Raw genomic sequence first — 18,002 nt, forward strand, 5'->3', positions numbered from 1 at the left:
ATCCAACGTTGTTTTCACTAGGCAGGCGCCCATGCCGCACTTTTTGCGGAACGACCTTGGGAGAAGTGCTGCGCGCGTCCTTTTCTGCCTGGGCGGGCGTCAGTTATCGATGATTTTCGTATCAATATAAGAGACGTGTATCTATTAGAGATACGAAACGGTAGGAGCCGTCCTACAAAATCGATATTCGACTGTAGGATCACTCCTACAAAACCCGCCAGAAACGGGTCGGAACTGTCCTACACGACGTGTAGGAGTGGGTCAGATGTGTCCTACAAGCTGTTTACCCGGCATCCGATGCTCACAGTGGTAGAAGTGCGACGCCTTCTTTGTCGATTTCTCTAGACTTTAGGCAATTAAATTGCTTTTTTACGGCGATCATTGGGGTAAATACCTGTTAAACGCCCGCTTTACCGCATCGTCCGCCCAGGGTCGCTGCGTCGGCAAAGGCTTCATTTGCAACGTTTATTAACAGAATTGTAGGAAAATCGCCTACAAGGAAGTGGGCGTCATTACCCCTCCAACGTAGGGGTCCCCCCTTCTTTACTTACCCCGGACCTCAAACCACAATGTGTTCAACAGAAAACAACTTCGCCATGTCTTTTGCGACGTGAGTAAGAAGGGGGCGGGAAGTGCCGGTAACGGCGCCAACGCCAGAACATCCGATCTGTGGGGATTGGTGAACAGCCCGGCGAGGGAAAAGCGCGAGAGTGGAACAGCGCGACCGGGCAGCACCATGCGGGATCGGATGCAGGTTGTACTTTTACTGCACACGACGGGACAAAAACATGGACACGCAAGACATTGTTTCCGAGATCAGCGAGCTGAATCTCACCTATCTGATGCTTGCCCAGCAGATGCTGGCCAAGGATCGCGATGCCGCTCTGTTTCGCCTCGGCATCTCTGAAGAATTGGCTGACATCCTGTTGACGATGTCGCCCGCGCAGATCGTCAAGCTGGCTAGCACGAACATGATGCTGTGCCGCTTCCGCTTCGACGATCACGCCATCCTGGGTCTGGTGACCCAGCCGCACCGTGACAAGGGTCTGCAGCAATCGCAAATGTCGATTCTGCTGTCGCGTCAGGCGGTTGAGCAGATCAACTGAGCCACTTGCGGCGGGTTTTTTCCGCCGGGTTCAGTTGTTGCACTTTGGGATGAGTACGAAGCGAAAGCGGGAGCAGTGCCATGCGTCACACCAGCGTCATGAACGAAGTTGAGCAGATTCACCTCGCAGCGGAATTGATTTCGCTCGGTGCCCGTCTGCAACTGCTGGAACAGGAAACCACGCTCAGCCGCGAGCGTCTGGTCAAGCTGTACAAGGAAATCCGCGGGGAATCGCCGCCCAAGGGCATGCTGCCCTTCTCGGCAGACTGGTTCCTGACGTGGTCGCCGAACATCCATTCGTCGATCTTCCTGAACATCTACCGTTTTCTGGGTGAGAACAGCCGCAGCACCGGGGTGCGCCGCCTGATCTCAGCCTACAAGCTGTACCAGGAACACATTCACGTCCACGAACAGGAAGAGGTGCTCTCGATCACCCGCGCGTGGATGATGCTGAAGTTCTTCGAGGGGAAGATGCTGCACACCGTGAAGTGCAAGCGCTGCACCGGCCATTTCGTGGCCCACGCAGACGACCTGCACCATGATTTCGTGTGCGGCGTATGCCAGCCGCCGTCACGCGCAGGAAAGAAAAAGCGCGTCGCTGGGCAGGTCGATGCGATCGCAGACAAGACGGTCGACGCCTGATACGGCTCTCACGGGAACACGGGACGCACAGCACCGCCGGGGGATGGACCAAAACAGGCGGACGGGAAATACGGGAACAGCCGGCCAGACCGGCAGATAACAACCCCAGAACACAGAGCAGGAAAAGCACAGGGGCTCAGACAGCACAAAAGGGGAAGGGGGTAGGCCGGTCGCAGCGCATGCTGCAGACCGGCATTTTTTTTGCCGCCGCGCGTAGAGGGAGGGACGGAGAGCGATTTCCGTCCCTTTTTCTTTGCGTGAGCCTAGGAGAAGCCCCCTCTCGGGGCGGGTGGCGCTCAAGCCGCCCGTTTTGTTGCCGTTCTTGGGGAAGAAGGGCGCTGCGGAAGGGTTTTCCAGTTGCCAGGCGGCAGGAAAACCCGGTGTTCCAGCCTTCAGTTAACCGGGGGGATGCCGTTATCCCCTTTGTATGGATCGCACGAATGGATCGCGCGGTCGCCCATTCAGGAGTTCGCCCCGTGTTAGTTGCCATCGGTTACATCGTGATTCTCGCCTCGGTGTTCGGCGGCTACATGCTGGCCGGCGGGCACCTCGGGCCGCTCTTCCAGCCGACCGAACTGCTGATCATCTTCGGTGCCGGCATCGGTGCCTTCGTGGTCGGCAACGACAAGAAGGCCATCAACGCCACGGTCAAGGCGCTCCCGGGTCTGTTCAAGGGCTCGAAGTACACCAAGGCCCTCTATATGGAAGTGATGGCGCTGCTGTACGTGGTGCTGTCCAAGATCCGCCGCGAAGGGATGATGTCGATCGAAGCCGACATCGAAAACCCGCACGAAAGCACGCTGTTTGCCAACTACCCCGCCATCCAGGCGGACCACCACGCGCTCGATTTCATCTGCGATTACCTGCGCCTGATGGTGGGCGGCAACCTGAATCCGTTCCAGATCGAAGCGCTGATGGATCAGGAAATCGATACCCACCACCACGAAGCCGAACAACCGGCTCGCATCATCACCAAGGTGGGCGACGCCATGCCGGCCTTCGGCATCGTGGCCGCCGTGATGGGCGTGGTGCACACCATGGGCTCGGTCGGCCTGCCGCCGGCGGAGCTGGGCAAGCTGATCGCCTCGGCGCTGGTCGGCACCTTCCTCGGCATCTTGCTGGCGTATGGCTTCATCGGGCCGCTGGGTTCGCTGCTGGAGCAGCGCGCCGAAGAATCGACCAAGTTGTTCCAGTGCATCAAGGTGACGCTGCTGGCCAGCATGAACGGCTACGCCCCGGCAATTGCCGTGGAGTTTGGCCGCAAGGTGCTGTTCTCGACCGAGCGCCCGTCCTTTGCCGAACTGGAAGACCACGTGCGCGGCGCAAAAACAGCGTGAACCCACTCATGATCCTACTGCGCGCCCCGATCTTGAACCTGCGATGCTCGCCGTACCCATGTACGGCTGCGCTTCTCGGTCCAACCTCCGGCCTGCTCGCTACGGATCCTGAGAGGGTTCAAAACGATACCTACGACCACAAGAGCGCAGCCAATGAGCCGCGCCATTAACGACGCAGCACACACCGACGGGAACGGACCATGAGCAAGTCCAACACGCCGACCTTCATTGTCATTCGGCGCAACAAGAAAGGCGGACACGGCCACCACGGTGGCGCGTGGAAGATCGCCTACGCCGATTTCGTCACGGCCATGATGGCGTTCTTTCTGCTGATGTGGTTGCTCAGCTCGGTGACCAAGGCCGAGCTGTCGTCGGTCGAAACGTATTTCCGCACGCCGCTGAAGGTGGCGTTGTTCGGCGGTGCCGGCTCCGGCGACCAGTCGAGCATCCTCAACGGTAGCCCGGCGATCAAGCAGAACATGCCGCAACCGAACCCGAGCCCGAGCCCCACTGTGCAGCGCCAGCGCAACATCCGCGACGAGAGCGACGACGCGGCGCTGAACAAGCTCAAGCAGAAGATTGCCGAGATGGTCGAGACGAACCCGGTGATGAGCCAGTTCAAGCACCAGTTGCTGATCGACATGACCACCGAAGGCCTGCGCATCCAGATCGTCGACCAGCAGAACCGGCCGATGTTCGCCAACGCCAGCGCCGAAGTGCAGCCGTACATGCGCACCATCCTGCGCGAACTGGGCGTGGCACTGAACGACGTGCCCAACCCGATCAGCCTGTCGGGCCACACCGACGCCACGCAGTACGCCACGCAGCACGGCTACAGCAACTGGGAACTGTCGGCCGACCGCGCCAACGCATCGCGCCGCGAACTGGTGGCCGGCGGCATGAAGCCCGAGAAGGTCAGCCGCGTGGTGGGCCTGGAGGCATCGGTACCGCTGGACAAGACCGATCCCTACAACCCGATCAACCGCCGCATCAGCATCGTCGTGCTCAATGCACGCGCTGCCGAAGCCGTGCGATCGGGTGGGGTCGAGCCGGTGGCCGATCTGCGCAATGACGGCAAGGACACGCTGACCGACGCTGCCGCACGTGCCACAGGCGTGGCTGATGTGGTGACACCGGCCAAGCCATAAGAAGCGCCGAGGGGAGACACAGTCAATGAGTGAGAAACACATCCTGGTGGTGGACGATTCCACGTCGATCCGCCGCATGATTGCCGCGTGCCTGCGTGAGTGCGGCTTTGCCGTGACGGAAGCCGGTGACGGCACCGCCGCGCTTGAAGTCGCGCGCAATCCTGCCCAGGGTAGCCACCACCTCGTGATCACCGACCAGGTGATGCCGTCGATGGACGGCCTGACGCTCATCCGCACCCTGCGCACGCTGCCGGCCTATGCCGACACCCCCATCCTGATGCTGACCACCGAGGCCGACGGCACCATCCGCGACCAGGCCCGCGCAGCGGGCGCAACCGGCTTCCTGCCTAAGCCGTTCGACCCGGACGGCCTGACGGATTCGGTGATGCAGTTGCTCGAATGGCATGCGCAGACGCACGGGTCCGCATCCGCACATTCCGCGCATTAACGACAGAGACCACGACATGAATCTCGATCTCAGCCAGTTTTTCGGCGCCTTCTTCGAAGAAGCGGAAGAGCTGCTCGTCGACATGGAGCGGCTGCTGCTCAATCTCGATGTCGCCAACCCTTCTTCTGATGATCTGAACGCCATCTTCCGCTGCGCGCACTCCATCAAGGGCGGTGCCGCAACCTTCGGTTTCACGCACATGACGGAGCTCACGCATGTGGCGGAATCGATTCTGGACCGCGCCCGCACCGGTACCCTGCAGCTGCGCGAAAACATGGTGGATGCCTTCCTGGAAACGAAAGACGTGTTGAAAAGCCAACTTGATGCCTACCGGCAAGAGCACCCCATCGATACGGCCACGCTCGAATACATGGTGGCCAAGCTCAACGCCATCGCTGCCGAAGACGGCGCGAGCGCCGATGCGCAACCGGCCCCGGTCGCACCGGCTCCGGTGGCCGCAGCGCCTGCAGCGGCCGCTCCCGAGCCTGTCGTTGTGGAGGCGCCCGCAGCTGAGCCTGTCGGCGCCCCCGACGGCGGCCTGGACATCAAGCTCATCAACGTCTCGAACGAAGACTGCGAGCTGATCGTCACCGAACTCAAACACCTGGGCACCGTGCTGCGCCACGTGCGCACCGGCCGCAACAGCGACATCGTGCTGCAAAGCACCTGCACCGCCGACGACATCATCGCGGTGAGCTGCTTCATCATCGATGCCGACCAGATCGTCATCACCCCGCACGTGGGCGACGCGGCTCCGGCGCAGGCGGCGGTGGCAGAAGCCGCCGTGGCCGCCCCGACGCCGGCAGCCGCCCAGACCGAAGCGCACGCCCCGGCTGCCAACGAAGCCCCGCAGGCGCCATTCGTTGCCGCAGCTGCTGCGGCTGCCGCCCCGATGCCGACGCGCCCGGCTGCATCCGACAAGCCGGTCGTGGCGGCCGAAACGTCGATCCGCGTGGGCGTGGAGAAGGTCGACCAGCTCATCAACCTGGTAGGCGAACTCGTCATCACGCAGGCCATGCTGGCGCAAACCGCGCAGGCCTTCGACCCGGTGCTCAACGAACGCCTGTTTGCCGGCCTCTCGCAGCTCACGCGCAATGCACGCGACCTGCAGGAAGCCGCCATGTCCATCCGCATGATGCCGATGGACTACGTGTTCAACCGCTTCCCGCGCCTGGTGCGCGACCTGGCGCACAAGCTCGGCAAGCAGGTCGAGTTGTCGACGTTCGGCAAGTCGACCGAGCTGGACAAGGGCCTGATCGAACGCATCATCGATCCGCTCACGCACCTGGTGCGCAACAGCCTGGACCACGGTATCGAACTGCCCGAGGCCCGCGTGGCCGCCGGCAAGGATGCGGTCGGCCAACTGCTGCTGTCCGCGGCCCACCAGGGCGGCAACATCGTCATTGAAGTGAGTGACGACGGCCAGGGCCTGAACCGCGACAAGATCCTCAAGAAGGCGCGCGAGCGCGGCCTGCCCGTGTCGGACAACATGACCGATGACGAGATCAACCAGCTGATCTTCGCGCCGGGCTTCTCCACCGCTGATCAGGTGACGGACGTGTCCGGCCGTGGCGTGGGCATGGACGTGGTCAAGCAGAACATCCAGTCGATGGGCGGCTACGTCGAGATCCAGTCGCAGAAGGGCAAGGGCACGACCATCCGCATCGTGCTGCCGCTCACGCTGGCCATTCTGGACGGCATGTCGGTCAAAACCGGCGACGAGGTGTTCATCCTCCCGCTGTCGTGCGTGGCCGAATCGCTGCAGCCGCGCCCCGAAGACATCAAGGCTGTGCCGGGCGGCGGCCGCCTGCTGAAGGTGCGCAATGAATACCTGACGCTGGTGCCCATGTATGAGCGTTTCCGCATCACGCCCTCACTGCCCAACCCGTCGGAAGGCATCGTCGTCATCCTGGATTCGGAGGGCAAGAAGATCGCCCTGCAGATCGATGAACTGGTCGGTCAGCAGCAGGTGGTGGTCAAGAACCTTGAGACTAACTACCGCCGGGTGCCGGGCATCTCGGGCGCGACCATCCTGGGCGATGGCAGCGTGGCGCTGATCGTGGACGTGTCGGCGCTGATGCGCGAGACCCGCTCTGGCCATTCAGAAAACGCCATGCGTGCCGTTAGTGCCGAAAAGCTTGAGATGGGCGATACGCAGGGCGGAGGCCGGTTCTCGACCGAAGCGATGGCCGCGGCATAAGCGGTCACGCCGGCCCGAGTGGGATTTCACCACCTAACAACGCATTCAAATCTAGTGGCCCGACGGGGCCGAGGGGAGCCGCAATGGAAGTCAAGGAACACGCGATCGGAGAAGACACCGGCGGAGAGGAGTATCTGGCCTTCACGCTGGGCCGTGAGGAATACGGCATCGACATCCTGAAGGTGCAGGAGATTCGCGGCTACGAAACCGTCACGCGCATTGCCAACGCGCCGGACTTCATCAAGGGCGTGATCAACCTGCGCGGCATCATCGTGCCGATCGTCGACCTGCGCATCAAGTTCCAGCTCGACCGCGTGGAGTACAACCAGTACACCGTGGTCATCATCCTGAACTTGAAGGACCGCGTGGTCGGCATCGTGGTGGACGGCGTGTCGGACGTGCTGACGCTGCAAAGCCAGCAGATCAAGCCGGCGCCGGAGTTTTCGGGCGCGCTGGACACGGAATACATCCGTGGCCTGGGCTCCATCGACGAGCGCATGCTGATCCTGGTGGACATCGAGCGCTTGTTGATGTCGGCAGACATGGCGCTGTGCGACGAGGCCGAGGCTGCCTGATCGCAGCTTGAACGTGGGCCGGGGTGCGCGCTTGCGTGCCCCCGGCTGGTAACCCGGGCGTGCAGGGACGCTCGGTGGGCGACTAGACACCAACACAACAGGTGCGGCGCCGCATGGGGAGAAAAGCATGTTCAGCAGAATGAGCATCCGGCTCCGTCTGGGGCTGATGATGGCGGGCATTGGTGTGCTCGCCGTCGTTGTGGGGGTAACGGGCCTCATTGGCATGCGGCACGCCAACGGCCGCGTGCAGGACATCTATGCCGTGCAACTGGCGGGCACGGTGGCATTGGCCGAGTCCGATGCCAACCTGCTGAGCTTTCGCATCGTGCTGGACCGTGCGGCCATGTCGCTGAACACGCCCGGCATGGACAAGACGATGGAGCGCGCCAGGATGTTCCTCGACAAGTCCGACGCCGCCTGGAAGCGCTACCGCGCGCTGCCCATCAACGCAGAAGAGCGCAAGCTGGCCGACGAGGCCGAGACCCTGCGCAATGTCTTCCTGCGTGACGGCACCCAGGTGCTCATGCAGGCCGTGCAGGCGCATGACGAAGCGCGCGTCAGCCAGACGGTCATGGACGTCATGCCCGCGCTGTACCGCCCGCTGGGTGACAAGGTGGCGGCGCTGAACCGCATGCAGATGGAGGCGGCCAAGGCCCGATACGAGACGGGGCAGCACGAGCACGACAACCTGAGCGCGCTTACCATGGCACTGCTGTTGGGCGGCATCGTGGTTGGCGGGCTGCTGACGTGGGCACTGCGCCGCTCGATCACGCTGCCGCTGACACGCGCCATCGAGCAGGCCGAGCACATCACGCAGGGCGATCTCACGCACACCATCCGCGTGGACCGCATGGACGAAACCGGCCGCCTGCTGGTGGCCCTGCAGCGCATGCAGGAGAGCCTGCAGAAGATGGTGGGGCAGGTGCGCTCCGGTTCGGATTCGATTGCCAGCGCCACGCAGCAGATCGCCACCGGCAACGCAGATCTGTCGCAGCGCACGGAACAGCAGGCCTCGGCATTGGAAGAAACCGCGTCGAGCATGGAAGAGCTGACGAGCATCGTGCGCCAGAACGCCGACAACGCGCGCCAGGCCAGCACGCTGGCCGGCAACGCTTCAGACATTGCCGTCAAGGGCGGCGAAGTGGTCGGCCGGGTGGTGGACACCATGGCCGGCATCAATGAAAGCAGCAAGAAAATCGCCGACATCATCGGCGTGATTGAAGGCATTGCGTTCCAGACCAACATCCTGGCGCTGAATGCCGCAGTGGAAGCTGCCCGCGCCGGCGAGCAGGGGCGCGGCTTTGCCGTGGTGGCGGGGGAAGTGCGCAGCCTGGCACAACGCTCGGCCACGGCCGCCAAGGAGATCAAGGAACTCATCAGCGATTCGGTGGGCCGCGTTGAGAACGGCACCACGCTGGTGGCGGAGGCCGGCAGCGTGATCGATGAAGTCGTTGTCGCCGTGAAGCGCGTGACGGACATCATGGGCGAGATCAGCTCGGCGTCTGACGAGCAGAGTGCCGGCATCGAGCAGATCAACCAGGCGGTGACGCAGATGGACGAGGGCACCCAGCAGAACGCTGCGCTGGTGGAGCAGGCTGCTGCCGCTGCGATGTCGCTGCAGGAGCAGGCCAATGGCCTTCGTCATGCGGTGGCGGCGTTCCGCACGCAGGACCGGGCGCAGTTGGCCCCTGTGGCACCCAAGGCGGCAGCGCCCGCGTCCGCAAAGCCGGCATCGCACGCCAAGGCCGCGCCGCGTCGCGTTGCCAAGCCGAAGGCTGCGGCTTCCGTGGCGGTTGAAACGCCGGTGGAAGCCGCCGCGGCACCCGCGGCGCGGGCACCTGCAAAAGAACATTCGCGCAGGCGCACCGTGGCTGGCGCCGTTGCCAAGGCGGCCACGCAAGCGCCCAAGTTGCAAGCCCCAAAGCTCGTTGCCGCTGGCGGTGACGATAGCGATTGGGAAACCTTTTAACCATGTATGCATGGGATCTTCGCTGCTCGCGAAAGCTCTCTCGTGCGTCTTTGTGGTGTGCAGCCTGCCCCTTGGGGCAGGTTTTTTTTTGCCTGGGCAAGTCGTGACAGAGGCGGGGCGATCCCCCACTGAAGAGGCATGACCCCACTGCGGTTCTAAAGAGCCTTCCCCAAAAGGCCGATAGCGGTTGCAGGAGACCATTACAAAAAAGGAAGAGGTAGACAGATGATGGGTTGGATCAAGCGATTGCCGGTCTCCACACTATTGACCGGCGGTTTTCTGGTCGTGGCGGCCATGGGTGCGGCCATCGGCGGGCTAGGGATTTACACGATCACGCGATTGACCGCCGCCAGCGATGAACTGGCGCAGAAACAAATGCGTGCCATCACGCAGATGGGCAATGCGGCCAGCGGGCTTTCGCATGCCGCCCGGGCGCAGACGGGGATGTTGAGCAGCGGCACGATGACGGATCGCAGGGCGCTCATCGCTGAAGTCAAGACGAACGTGCAGCGCCTGAAAGACAGTGTGGATGCCGTGCGCCCGCTGTTCGCCTCGGACGAGGGCAAGAAGATGATCCGCGAGGTGGACGCCATCTACCCCGTCTGGAGCAAGCGCATGAGCGATTTCCTCACGCTCATGGAGGCACAGGGCGAGGACATCAGCCAGTTCGACAGCCGCGTCGAGGCAGAAAACTTCGGGCTGCAGGACGACACGTCCGTGTTCGAGAAAACCATCGACAAGATGGTCAAGCGCGTGGAAGAAGTGGCCGCCGCCTCCACCGTCAAGGCTCGTGAAGATGCGGATCGCTCGCGCATGATGATGATCGTGCTGGCCGGCGTGGGCGCCTTGCTGGGCATTGTGCTGGGCCTGGTCATTGCGCGCCGGCTGTCGCGCCAGTTGGGCGGCGAGCCGTCTTACGCGGCCGACATCGCCCGCCGCATCGCCGCCGGCGATCTGGCCGTGCACGTGCAGACCCGCCCGGGCGATCGCGACAGCATGCTGTTCGCCATGGCGCAGATGCAGCAACAGCTGACCGGCACCATCGGCAACATCAAAAGCTCGGCCGATTCCATTGCCAGCGCCACCAAGCAGATCGCCGCCGGCAATGCCGACTTGTCGCAGCGCACGGAAGAGCAGGCGTCCTCGCTGGAGGAAACCGCTTCCAGCATGGAAGAACTCACGAGCATCGTGAAGCAGAACGCCGACAACGCGCGCCAGGCCAGCCAACTGGCAGGCAGCGCGTCGGACATCGCGGTCAAGGGCGGCGAAGTCGTGGGCCGCGTGGTGGAAACCATGGCGGGCATCAACGACAGCAGCAAGAAGATTGCCGACATCATCGGCGTGATCGAGGGCATTGCGTTCCAGACCAACATCCTCGCCCTGAACGCTGCGGTGGAAGCCGCTCGCGCAGGGGAACAGGGGCGCGGCTTTGCGGTGGTGGCCGGCGAGGTACGCAGCCTGGCGCAGCGTTCCGCCACGGCGGCCAAGGAGATCAAGGAGCTGATCGGCGATTCGGTCGGCCGCGTGCGCAACGGCTCTGCCCTGGTGGCCGAGGCCGGCGAGGTAATCGAAGAAGTGGTGGTGGCCGTGCGCCGCGTGACCGACATCATGGGCGAGATTTCCGCTGCATCGGATGAGCAGAGCAGCGGCATCGAGCAGGTCAACCAGGCCGTGAACCAGATGGACGAAGTGACGCAGCAGAACGCGGCGCTGGTGGAACAGGCGGCCGCCGCGGCGCTGTCGCTGGAAGAGCAGGCGCAACGGCTGCGCGGCGCGGTGTCGGCGTTCCGCACGGATGCTTCGGCGGAGTCGGCCGTGGCCGCACCGGTGAAGGTTCCGGTGCGGGCGGCCCCTGTTGCGTCCGCCGCCCGTAGCGAAGTCCGTCCGGAGAAAGCCGCAGTGGTGCCCTCCGTGGCCCGCGCCCTGTCTTCGCGCAAGGCGGCCAAATCGCAGGTTGAGGTCTCGAAAGACACCTCGCCAAGCGTAGAAAAAGCGTCTCAAGCGACACATTCTCCGGTTGCACCGGTGGTTGCTGCCGCAGTTTCGGCTGCCGTAACCACCCCGGCCCTCAAGCTGGCCGCCGGTTCTGCCGATGAAGATGACTGGAGCACGTTCTGACGCCAGCCTCGCCAACAGCACACTTGGCGGGCGCCGCGGTAACGGTGCCCGCCAATGATGGAAAGCGGGCGTCAGACCCGCGCAATTACGGGGTAGTTATATGGCTATGGCACAAACCTTGGCGCCAGTCTCATCGACGCTCTCGTCGCGTGAGTTTTCGTTCACCGCGGAAGATTTCGCCCGCATCCGTGACCTGATCTATCGCCGCGTCGGCATTTCGCTGTCCGACCGCAAGAGCGAGATGGTCTATAGCCGGCTGGCCCGCCGCCTGCGCGTGGTCAACCTCGGCTCGTTCCGCGATTACCTCGATGCGCTGGAAAAAGGCCACCTGCCCGACGAGTGGGAGGCCTTTACCAACGCGCTGACCACCAACCTGACCGCGTTCTTCCGCGAGCAGCATCACTTTCCGATCCTGGCCGAGCACGCCAAAGCCAAGCGCACGCCGTTTTCCGTGTGGTGCTCGGCGTCGTCCACCGGCGAAGAGCCGTATTCGATCGCCATTACGCTGGCCGAAACGTTTGGTTCGATGAATCCGGCGCAGGTGAGCGTGATCGCATCGGATGTCGACACGAACGCGCTGGCCCGCGCCCGCGCCGGCATCTACCCGATGGAGCGCGTGTCGGCCCTGTCGCCCGAGCGCCTGAAGAAGTATTTCCTGCGCGGCACCGGCAAGCAGGAGGGCTATGCCCGCGTGCGGCCCGAGCTGCAGGCCATGATCGACTTCCGCCAGATCAACCTGCTCGACCGCGATTGGCCGCTGCAGCAGAAGTTCGACGTGATCTTCTGCCGCAACGTGATGATCTATTTCGATAAGCCGACGCAGGCGAAGATCCTCGAACACTTCATCGACGTGATGAAGCCCGATGGCTTGCTCTTTGCCGGCCACTCCGAGAGCTTCCTGCAGATCAGCAAGGCCTGGACGCTGCGCGGCAAGACCGTGTACGAGGTCGCGCCCGAGCTGCGCGCCAGGATGGCGGGGACCAAATGATCGAATTCGGCAAGAAAGCCACCCCGCGTGCATCCGTGGCCGACGCCGTGCGCAACGACAGCGGCGCGAATGGCGGGATGAGCGCCGGCGCCATGGCCACGCTCGCGCAATCGGCTGCCAGCACCCACGCGTATTACGACACCACCTTCAGCCGCCGCGCCATGAAGGTGCTGCCCGGCGAGTACTACGTCACCACCGAAGACCTGATGCTCGTGACGGTGCTCGGCTCGTGCGTGTCGGCCTGCGTGCGCGACAAGATCCTCGGCATTGGCGGCATGAACCACTTCATGCTGCCCTCGCGCAACGAAGGCGAATCGATCCTGTCGCCCTCCATGCGCTACGGTACGCATGCCATGGAAGTGCTGCTCAACCAGCTCTACAAGGCCGGCGCCCGGCGCGAGCACCTGGAGATCAAGGTGTTTGGCGGCGCCGCCGTGCTGGCCGGCATGAGCACGCTCGACGTGGGGGAGCGCAACGGCAAGTTCGTGCTCGAATTCCTGCGCAACGAAGGACTGGCGGTGGCCGCCAAGGACCTCTTCGACGTGCACCCGCGCAAGGTGTATTTCGTGCCGTCCACCGGGCAGATCATGGTGCGCAAGCTGCGCACGCAAAGCTCGGCCGCTGAGCTGGACAGCGAAGCCCAGTACGCCAGCAAGCTGTCGAAATCCATCACGACGAAGCCGGCCTCGCGCCTGCAACTGTTCACGTAATTCCGCAATCCCCGTAATTCCTGAGACTTGCTTCCTATATGAACGACAAACGCAAGATTCAGGTGCTGTGCATCGACGATTCCGCACTGATCCGCAGCATCCTGAAGGAGATCATCAACAGCCAGCCCGACATGGAAGTGGTGGGCGTGGCGCCGGACCCGATCATCGCGCGCGACCTCATCAAGCAGACCAATCCGGACGTGCTCACGCTGGACGTGGAAATGCCGAAGATGGACGGCCTCGACTTCCTGGAAAAGCTCATGCGCCTGCGCCCGACGCCGGTGGTCATGATCTCGTCGCTGACCGAGCGCGGCTCGGAAGCCACGCTGCGCGCGCTGGAGCTGGGTGCGGTGGATTTTGTCGCCAAGCCCAAGCTGGGCATGCGCGACGGCATGAACGAATACGCCGACCAGATCGCCGACAAGATCCGCGCGGCGGCCCGGGCCCGGCTGCGCCCGCGCGCGGCGGCGCCGGTGTCGGCCGCCCATGCGCCGGCGCACGCCCATGGCGCACACGTTCGCGCCGAGCATGCGCCCGCCGTTCATGCCGCTGCGGCACCCGCCCGTACCCATTTCTCGTCGACGGAAAAGCTCATCATCGTGGGCGCTTCCACCGGCGGCACCGAGGCCATCAAGGATTTCCTGCTGGAGATGCCGCCCGATTGCCCCGGCATCCTGATCGTGCAGCACATGCCGGCGGGCTTCACCACGTCGTTCGCCAAGCGGCTGGACGGCCTGTGCCGCATCCGCGTGAAAGAGGCCGTGCATGGTGAACGCGTGCTGCCCGGCCACGCCTATATCGCCCCGGGCGACATGCACCTCTCGCTGGGCCGCAGCGGCGCCAACTACGTCACCGAGCTGGACCAAGGGCCGCCCGTCAACCGCCATCGCCCGGCGGTGGACGTGCTGTTCCGCTCCGCCGCGCGCAACGCCGGGGCCAACGCCCTGGGCGTGATCCTCACCGGCATGGGCAAGGACGGCGCGGCCGGCATGCTGGAAATGCGCAACGCGGGCGCCTACAACGTCGCCCAGGACGAGGCCTCGTGCGTGGTCTACGGCATGCCCAAGGAAGCCGTCGCCCACGGCGGCGTGCACGACGTTCTGCCGCTGCACCAGATCGGCCCGCACGTGCTGGCCAGGCTGTCAGCCCATGGCCGTGTGACGCGTGTTTGATCGGTAACGCTCGGGGTTGGTGGTCGCGGGCCGCAGCAGTGGGGCGTCCCGAAGCGTTCCGGTGCTCAAGAAACAGCCCCGGGCGCCGATAACACTGCCAAGGAAGCCCGAAACCCCCCAATTCAGTTAGTTTGCGGAGATTGTGTCCATGGACAAGAGCCAGTACCGATTCCTCGTCGTCGACGATTTCCCGACGATGCGCCGGATCGTACGTAACCTGCTCAAGGAACTTGGCTTTGCCAATGTCGATGAAGCCGAAGACGGCGCCGCCGGCCTGGCCAAGGTCAAGGAAGGCCGGTTCGATTTCGTGATCTCGGACTGGAACATGCCCAACATGGATGGCCTGCAGATGCTGCAGAGCATCCGTGGCGACGCCAATCCGTCCATCAGCAAGCTGCCCGTGCTGATGGTGACGGCCGAAGCCAAGAAGGAAAACATCATTGCCGCTGCCCAGGCCGGCGCCAATGGCTACGTGGTGAAGCCCTTCACCGCCGCCACGCTGGACGAGAAGCTGGGCAAGATCTTCGAGAAACTCGAAAAAGCGGGGGCGTGATGAGCGAGATGCATGATGGCGCGCACGCGCCGGAGCCAAGCGGCGTCGACTATGGCGACATGCCGGAAATGCTCCAGCGCATCGGTCACCTCACGCGCATGCTGCGTGAAAGCATGCGTGAGCTGGGCCTGGACAAGGGCGTCGAGAAGGCCGCATCGGCCATTCCCGACGCACGCGACCGCCTCAACTACATCGCCAACATGACCGAGCAGGCGGCCACCCGCGTGCTCAACGCCATCGATGCGGCCCGCCCCGTGCAGGATGCACTGGAGTCCGACGCCGAGGCGCTGGTCGGACGCTGGCAATCGTGGATGGACCGCGAGCTTGGCGACGAAGAGATCCGTGAGCTGGTCGGCCAGACCAACGGCTTCCTGCGCAGCGTTCCGCAAAAGACGCGCGACACGAACCAGCAGCTCATGGAAATCCTGATGGCTCAGGACTTCCAGGACTTGACCGGGCAGGTGATCAAGAAGGTGCTGGATGTTGTCCAGCTTATCGAGAGCCAGCTTGTGGGAATCCTGTTGGAGAACGCACCCGAGCATCTGCGCACGGAAGCACCGCCGTCGTCGCTGCTGAATGGTCCGCAGATCAATCCGGACCACCCAGACGTGGTCGGCAGCCAGGAACAGGTGGACGACCTGCTGGAAAGCCTCGGCTTCTGAGCACCTGAATCGGCAATCAACGCTCCCCGTTTGCTGCCGGCGCCCGCCACTTTGGCGGGCGTTTTCATTGGGTGACGCACGCTGGCAAGACGCCTGAAGTGCGACGCCGAAGCGTTCAGCGGAGGTTGCAGACCCTCATCGTTTTGAACCGCTCACGTCTTACGCCCTACGGTCTACCTCAATCGAGGCACTCCATTTTTCTTGACGCATCTTGCGCATCGATTTGCCGTTACCTCGGAACGTAACGCGGAACACGTGACAGCGGCCATTGCACGCTCGATCCCACCCCATGCCGTTGGAATGGGTGCTCTCGCAAGGACGATCGCGCACATTTGAACACCTCCGGTACGGCATTGCGCTTTGGCACAGAGATTGCGGTGAGACGGTTGGTCCTCAACGTTATCGAGCCGGCATCGCAAGCCGCGCATCGCTGGCGAATGGGCCTCGGATAGAGAAAAAAGCCTAATCCCGCTTTCGAAAGGGAAGGGCTCAAACGGGGAGGTGGGTGATGACGCGCAATGTGCAACTGCGGCGGATCGCAGCTTCGGTGGTGGCGCTGTTGTGTCCGGCGCCGGTCGTGGCATACCGTGCAAGCGCTCGGGAGACGGTCTGATGGGCGCCGCATGTGGTGAAACGCTCAGCCATGACCTCGAGCGCTTGCTAACGAGGGCGCTCGCGGGGCTTGATGCGGGGGAATCCCACCGGGCAAGAGCGCTGGCCCAGTCGGCGCTGGGTCTCGCAAAGGCCGCCGCGGATACGGCCATGGAGGCGCGTGCGCTGGCTTGCCTGGCGTACTGCGACCGCCTCGCCTTTCGTTTGCAACGTGCTGCCGACACCAGTCAGCGCGCGGTGCATCTCTTCCAGGCGACAGGCGACATCGCGGGGGAGATCGACGCGCTGAACACGCTTGCGCATACCTCCATCATGCTCGGTCGCGATATCGAGGCGCTCGAGGCGGCATTGCTGGGTGTGAAGCTGGCCGAGCAGCACGGCTCGCCCCACCAACTGGCACTGGCGTTCAACTGCCTGGGGGTGGTATGCGCGTGGGGCGGGTACTTCTCTGAGGCGGACGACGCCTGCGCACGGGCCTGCGAGGTCGCGCGGCATTGCGCGCCGATACGCAGCGCGTACCAGCCGTGCCTGAACCGTGCTTTCGCCGAGCAGTTGCGCCTCGCCAAGGGGCGTTATGAGGCCGGCCACCAGCCAGACCTGGAGCGGCTAGATCAGCTGGTCGGTGAATATCGCCGCATGGAAGAGGGCGGCGCGGCAACGTTTCTGGCATCCGGCTTCGGCTTGATGGGGCCCGTCATGTCGTGCGTGATCGCGGGGTTCCTGGCGTGCTGGCGTGGCGACGCGAGCACGGCCGATGCCGAGTTGCGAGCCGCGCGTGCGTCTCTGGGCAAGCTTGGCTTCACCCTGTGGCTCAATGCCTACGCCGACTGGCTGGAAGCCGAAATCGCGTGCGTGCGGCAGGATTGGACAGCCGCACAGGCGCTTGTCACGCGAATGACGGCGGCCTCGGACAAGCGCGCACACGAGCAACTGAGCAGAATGGGTTACCTGCTCTTGCACCACATCCACGAGCGCCAGGGGCTGGAGGCACTTGCGGGCCAGGCGCTGCGCCAACTGTGGTGTCTGGAGCGGCGCGTGCGTGCGGACAATCTCGCCAGCCGCGCGCGCGTGGTCGGATGGCAGCTGACTGCGCGCCAGTCCGAGGCAGAACTGCTCGAGCTCAAGATGAATTCCCGGCAGTTCGAGCGCTGGTCCTTTGAAGATGCCTTGACCCGTATCGCCAACCGGCGCTGCCTGGAGCAGAACCTGTCGAACGCATTGCGACTGGCATCCGACTTGGGCCAGGCTGTGAGCATCGCGTTCATCGACGTGGACGGATTCAAGGCAATCAACGACCGATTCGGCCATGCGGTAGGGGACCGTGTCCTCAGCGCACTGGCTTCCATTCTCTCGGCGCAGGTGCGCGAAGATGACCTGCCGGCCCGGCTGGCGGGTGACGAATTTGTCGTGCTGTTCACGCGGACGGACTGCGCGTTGGCCGCCCAGATTTGCCTGCGCATCGTCTGTGCGGTGCGCGATTTCGACTGGGAGGCCATCTCACCCGGTCTGCGCGTATCCATCAGCCTGGGTGTGGCCCAGGCCGAGGCGGGCGATAGCGTCGATGCGCTGCTGCATCGTGGGGACCTTGCGATGTACCTCGACAAGAAAGACGCAATGCACACCCATCGATTCCTCCGGATGTCGGACACCCACGCTACGCATGGCGACGACCGAAGGGAGCTTGACGGGCCACGACGCGCACGGGCGCGGCACAGGTCGGAAGCGCACGTCGGCCTTTGAAGCTGGCGTGGCAAGGGGCCGAG

General features: G+C 63.7%; 15 protein-coding genes. All 15 read left to right on the plus strand.

The annotated features are described in order from the left end of the window. Nucleotides 1-788 precede the first annotated feature (788 nt). The 15 genes from flhD (at nucleotide 789) to NG900_RS14500 (ending at nucleotide 17,979) form a co-directional block, all read left to right on the plus strand. Complete coding sequence (flhD, locus tag NG900_RS14430) at nucleotides 789-1,106, plus strand: flagellar transcriptional regulator FlhD (protein ID WP_252681531.1); 318 nt, start codon at nucleotides 789-791, stop codon at nucleotides 1,104-1,106. A gap of 80 nt (nucleotides 1,107-1,186) precedes the next feature. Continuing rightward, on the plus strand, nucleotides 1,187-1,747 hold the full coding sequence (flhC, locus tag NG900_RS14435) for a flagellar transcriptional regulator FlhC (RefSeq protein WP_252681533.1): 561 nt from the start codon (nucleotides 1,187-1,189) through the stop codon (nucleotides 1,745-1,747). Nucleotides 1,748-2,223: 476 nt separating this feature from the next. After that, the gene (gene motA, locus NG900_RS14440) at nucleotides 2,224-3,084 is read left to right on the plus strand and encodes a flagellar motor stator protein MotA (RefSeq protein ID WP_012430145.1); all 861 of its coding nucleotides are present in this window, start codon (nucleotides 2,224-2,226) and stop codon (nucleotides 3,082-3,084) included. Between the two features lie 200 nt (nucleotides 3,085-3,284). Then, nucleotides 3,285-4,232, plus strand: a complete 948-nt coding sequence (motB, locus tag NG900_RS14445) for a flagellar motor protein MotB (protein WP_252681535.1) — start codon at nucleotides 3,285-3,287, stop codon at nucleotides 4,230-4,232. A 25-nt stretch (nucleotides 4,233-4,257) separates the two neighbouring features. Then, nucleotides 4,258-4,680 carry a response regulator gene (locus NG900_RS14450; protein ID WP_252681537.1) on the plus strand — a complete coding sequence of 141 codons (423 nt, stop codon included), beginning with the start codon at nucleotides 4,258-4,260 and terminating at the stop codon, nucleotides 4,678-4,680. Between the two features lie 16 nt (nucleotides 4,681-4,696). Further along, the gene (cheA, locus tag NG900_RS14455) at nucleotides 4,697-6,880 is read left to right on the plus strand and encodes a chemotaxis protein CheA (RefSeq protein WP_252681539.1); all 2,184 of its coding nucleotides are present in this window, start codon (nucleotides 4,697-4,699) and stop codon (nucleotides 6,878-6,880) included. A gap of 83 nt (nucleotides 6,881-6,963) precedes the next feature. Continuing rightward, nucleotides 6,964-7,455: a chemotaxis protein CheW gene (locus NG900_RS14460; RefSeq protein ID WP_009240463.1), complete on the plus strand. Its 492-nt coding sequence runs from the start codon at nucleotides 6,964-6,966 to the stop codon at nucleotides 7,453-7,455. Between the two features lie 127 nt (nucleotides 7,456-7,582). After that, the gene (locus NG900_RS14465) at nucleotides 7,583-9,424 is read left to right on the plus strand and encodes a methyl-accepting chemotaxis protein (RefSeq protein ID WP_252681541.1); all 1,842 of its coding nucleotides are present in this window, start codon (nucleotides 7,583-7,585) and stop codon (nucleotides 9,422-9,424) included. Between the two features lie 228 nt (nucleotides 9,425-9,652). Beyond that, complete coding sequence (locus NG900_RS14470) at nucleotides 9,653-11,542, plus strand: methyl-accepting chemotaxis protein (protein ID WP_252682147.1); 1,890 nt, start codon at nucleotides 9,653-9,655, stop codon at nucleotides 11,540-11,542. Between the two features lie 106 nt (nucleotides 11,543-11,648). Next, complete coding sequence (locus tag NG900_RS14475; protein WP_252682149.1) at nucleotides 11,649-12,530, plus strand: CheR family methyltransferase; 882 nt, start codon at nucleotides 11,649-11,651, stop codon at nucleotides 12,528-12,530. 92 nt (nucleotides 12,531-12,622) lie between these two features. Next, entirely contained in the window at nucleotides 12,623-13,240 is a 618-nt protein-coding gene (gene cheD / locus NG900_RS14480) for a chemoreceptor glutamine deamidase CheD (RefSeq protein WP_252682151.1), read from the plus strand. Nucleotides 13,241-13,278: 38 nt separating this feature from the next. After that, on the plus strand, nucleotides 13,279-14,412 hold the full coding sequence (locus tag NG900_RS14485; RefSeq protein WP_252681543.1) for a protein-glutamate methylesterase/protein-glutamine glutaminase: 1,134 nt from the start codon (nucleotides 13,279-13,281) through the stop codon (nucleotides 14,410-14,412). A gap of 148 nt (nucleotides 14,413-14,560) precedes the next feature. Further along, a complete protein-coding gene (gene cheY, locus NG900_RS14490) occupies nucleotides 14,561-14,965 on the plus strand; it encodes a chemotaxis response regulator CheY (RefSeq protein WP_252681546.1) in 405 nt (134 codons plus the stop codon). After that, nucleotides 14,965-15,627, plus strand: a complete 663-nt coding sequence (gene cheZ, locus NG900_RS14495; protein WP_252681549.1) for a protein phosphatase CheZ — start codon at nucleotides 14,965-14,967, stop codon at nucleotides 15,625-15,627. The genes cheY and cheZ overlap by 1 nt, the downstream gene beginning before the upstream one ends. A gap of 612 nt (nucleotides 15,628-16,239) precedes the next feature. Beyond that, nucleotides 16,240-17,979: a GGDEF domain-containing protein gene (locus NG900_RS14500; RefSeq protein ID WP_252681551.1), complete on the plus strand. Its 1,740-nt coding sequence runs from the start codon at nucleotides 16,240-16,242 to the stop codon at nucleotides 17,977-17,979. The last annotated feature ends 23 nt before the right edge of the window (nucleotides 17,980-18,002 follow it).

It is taken from the genome of Ralstonia soli, assembly GCF_023955655.1.
Lineage (GTDB): Bacteria > Pseudomonadota > Gammaproteobacteria > Burkholderiales > Burkholderiaceae > Ralstonia > Ralstonia soli.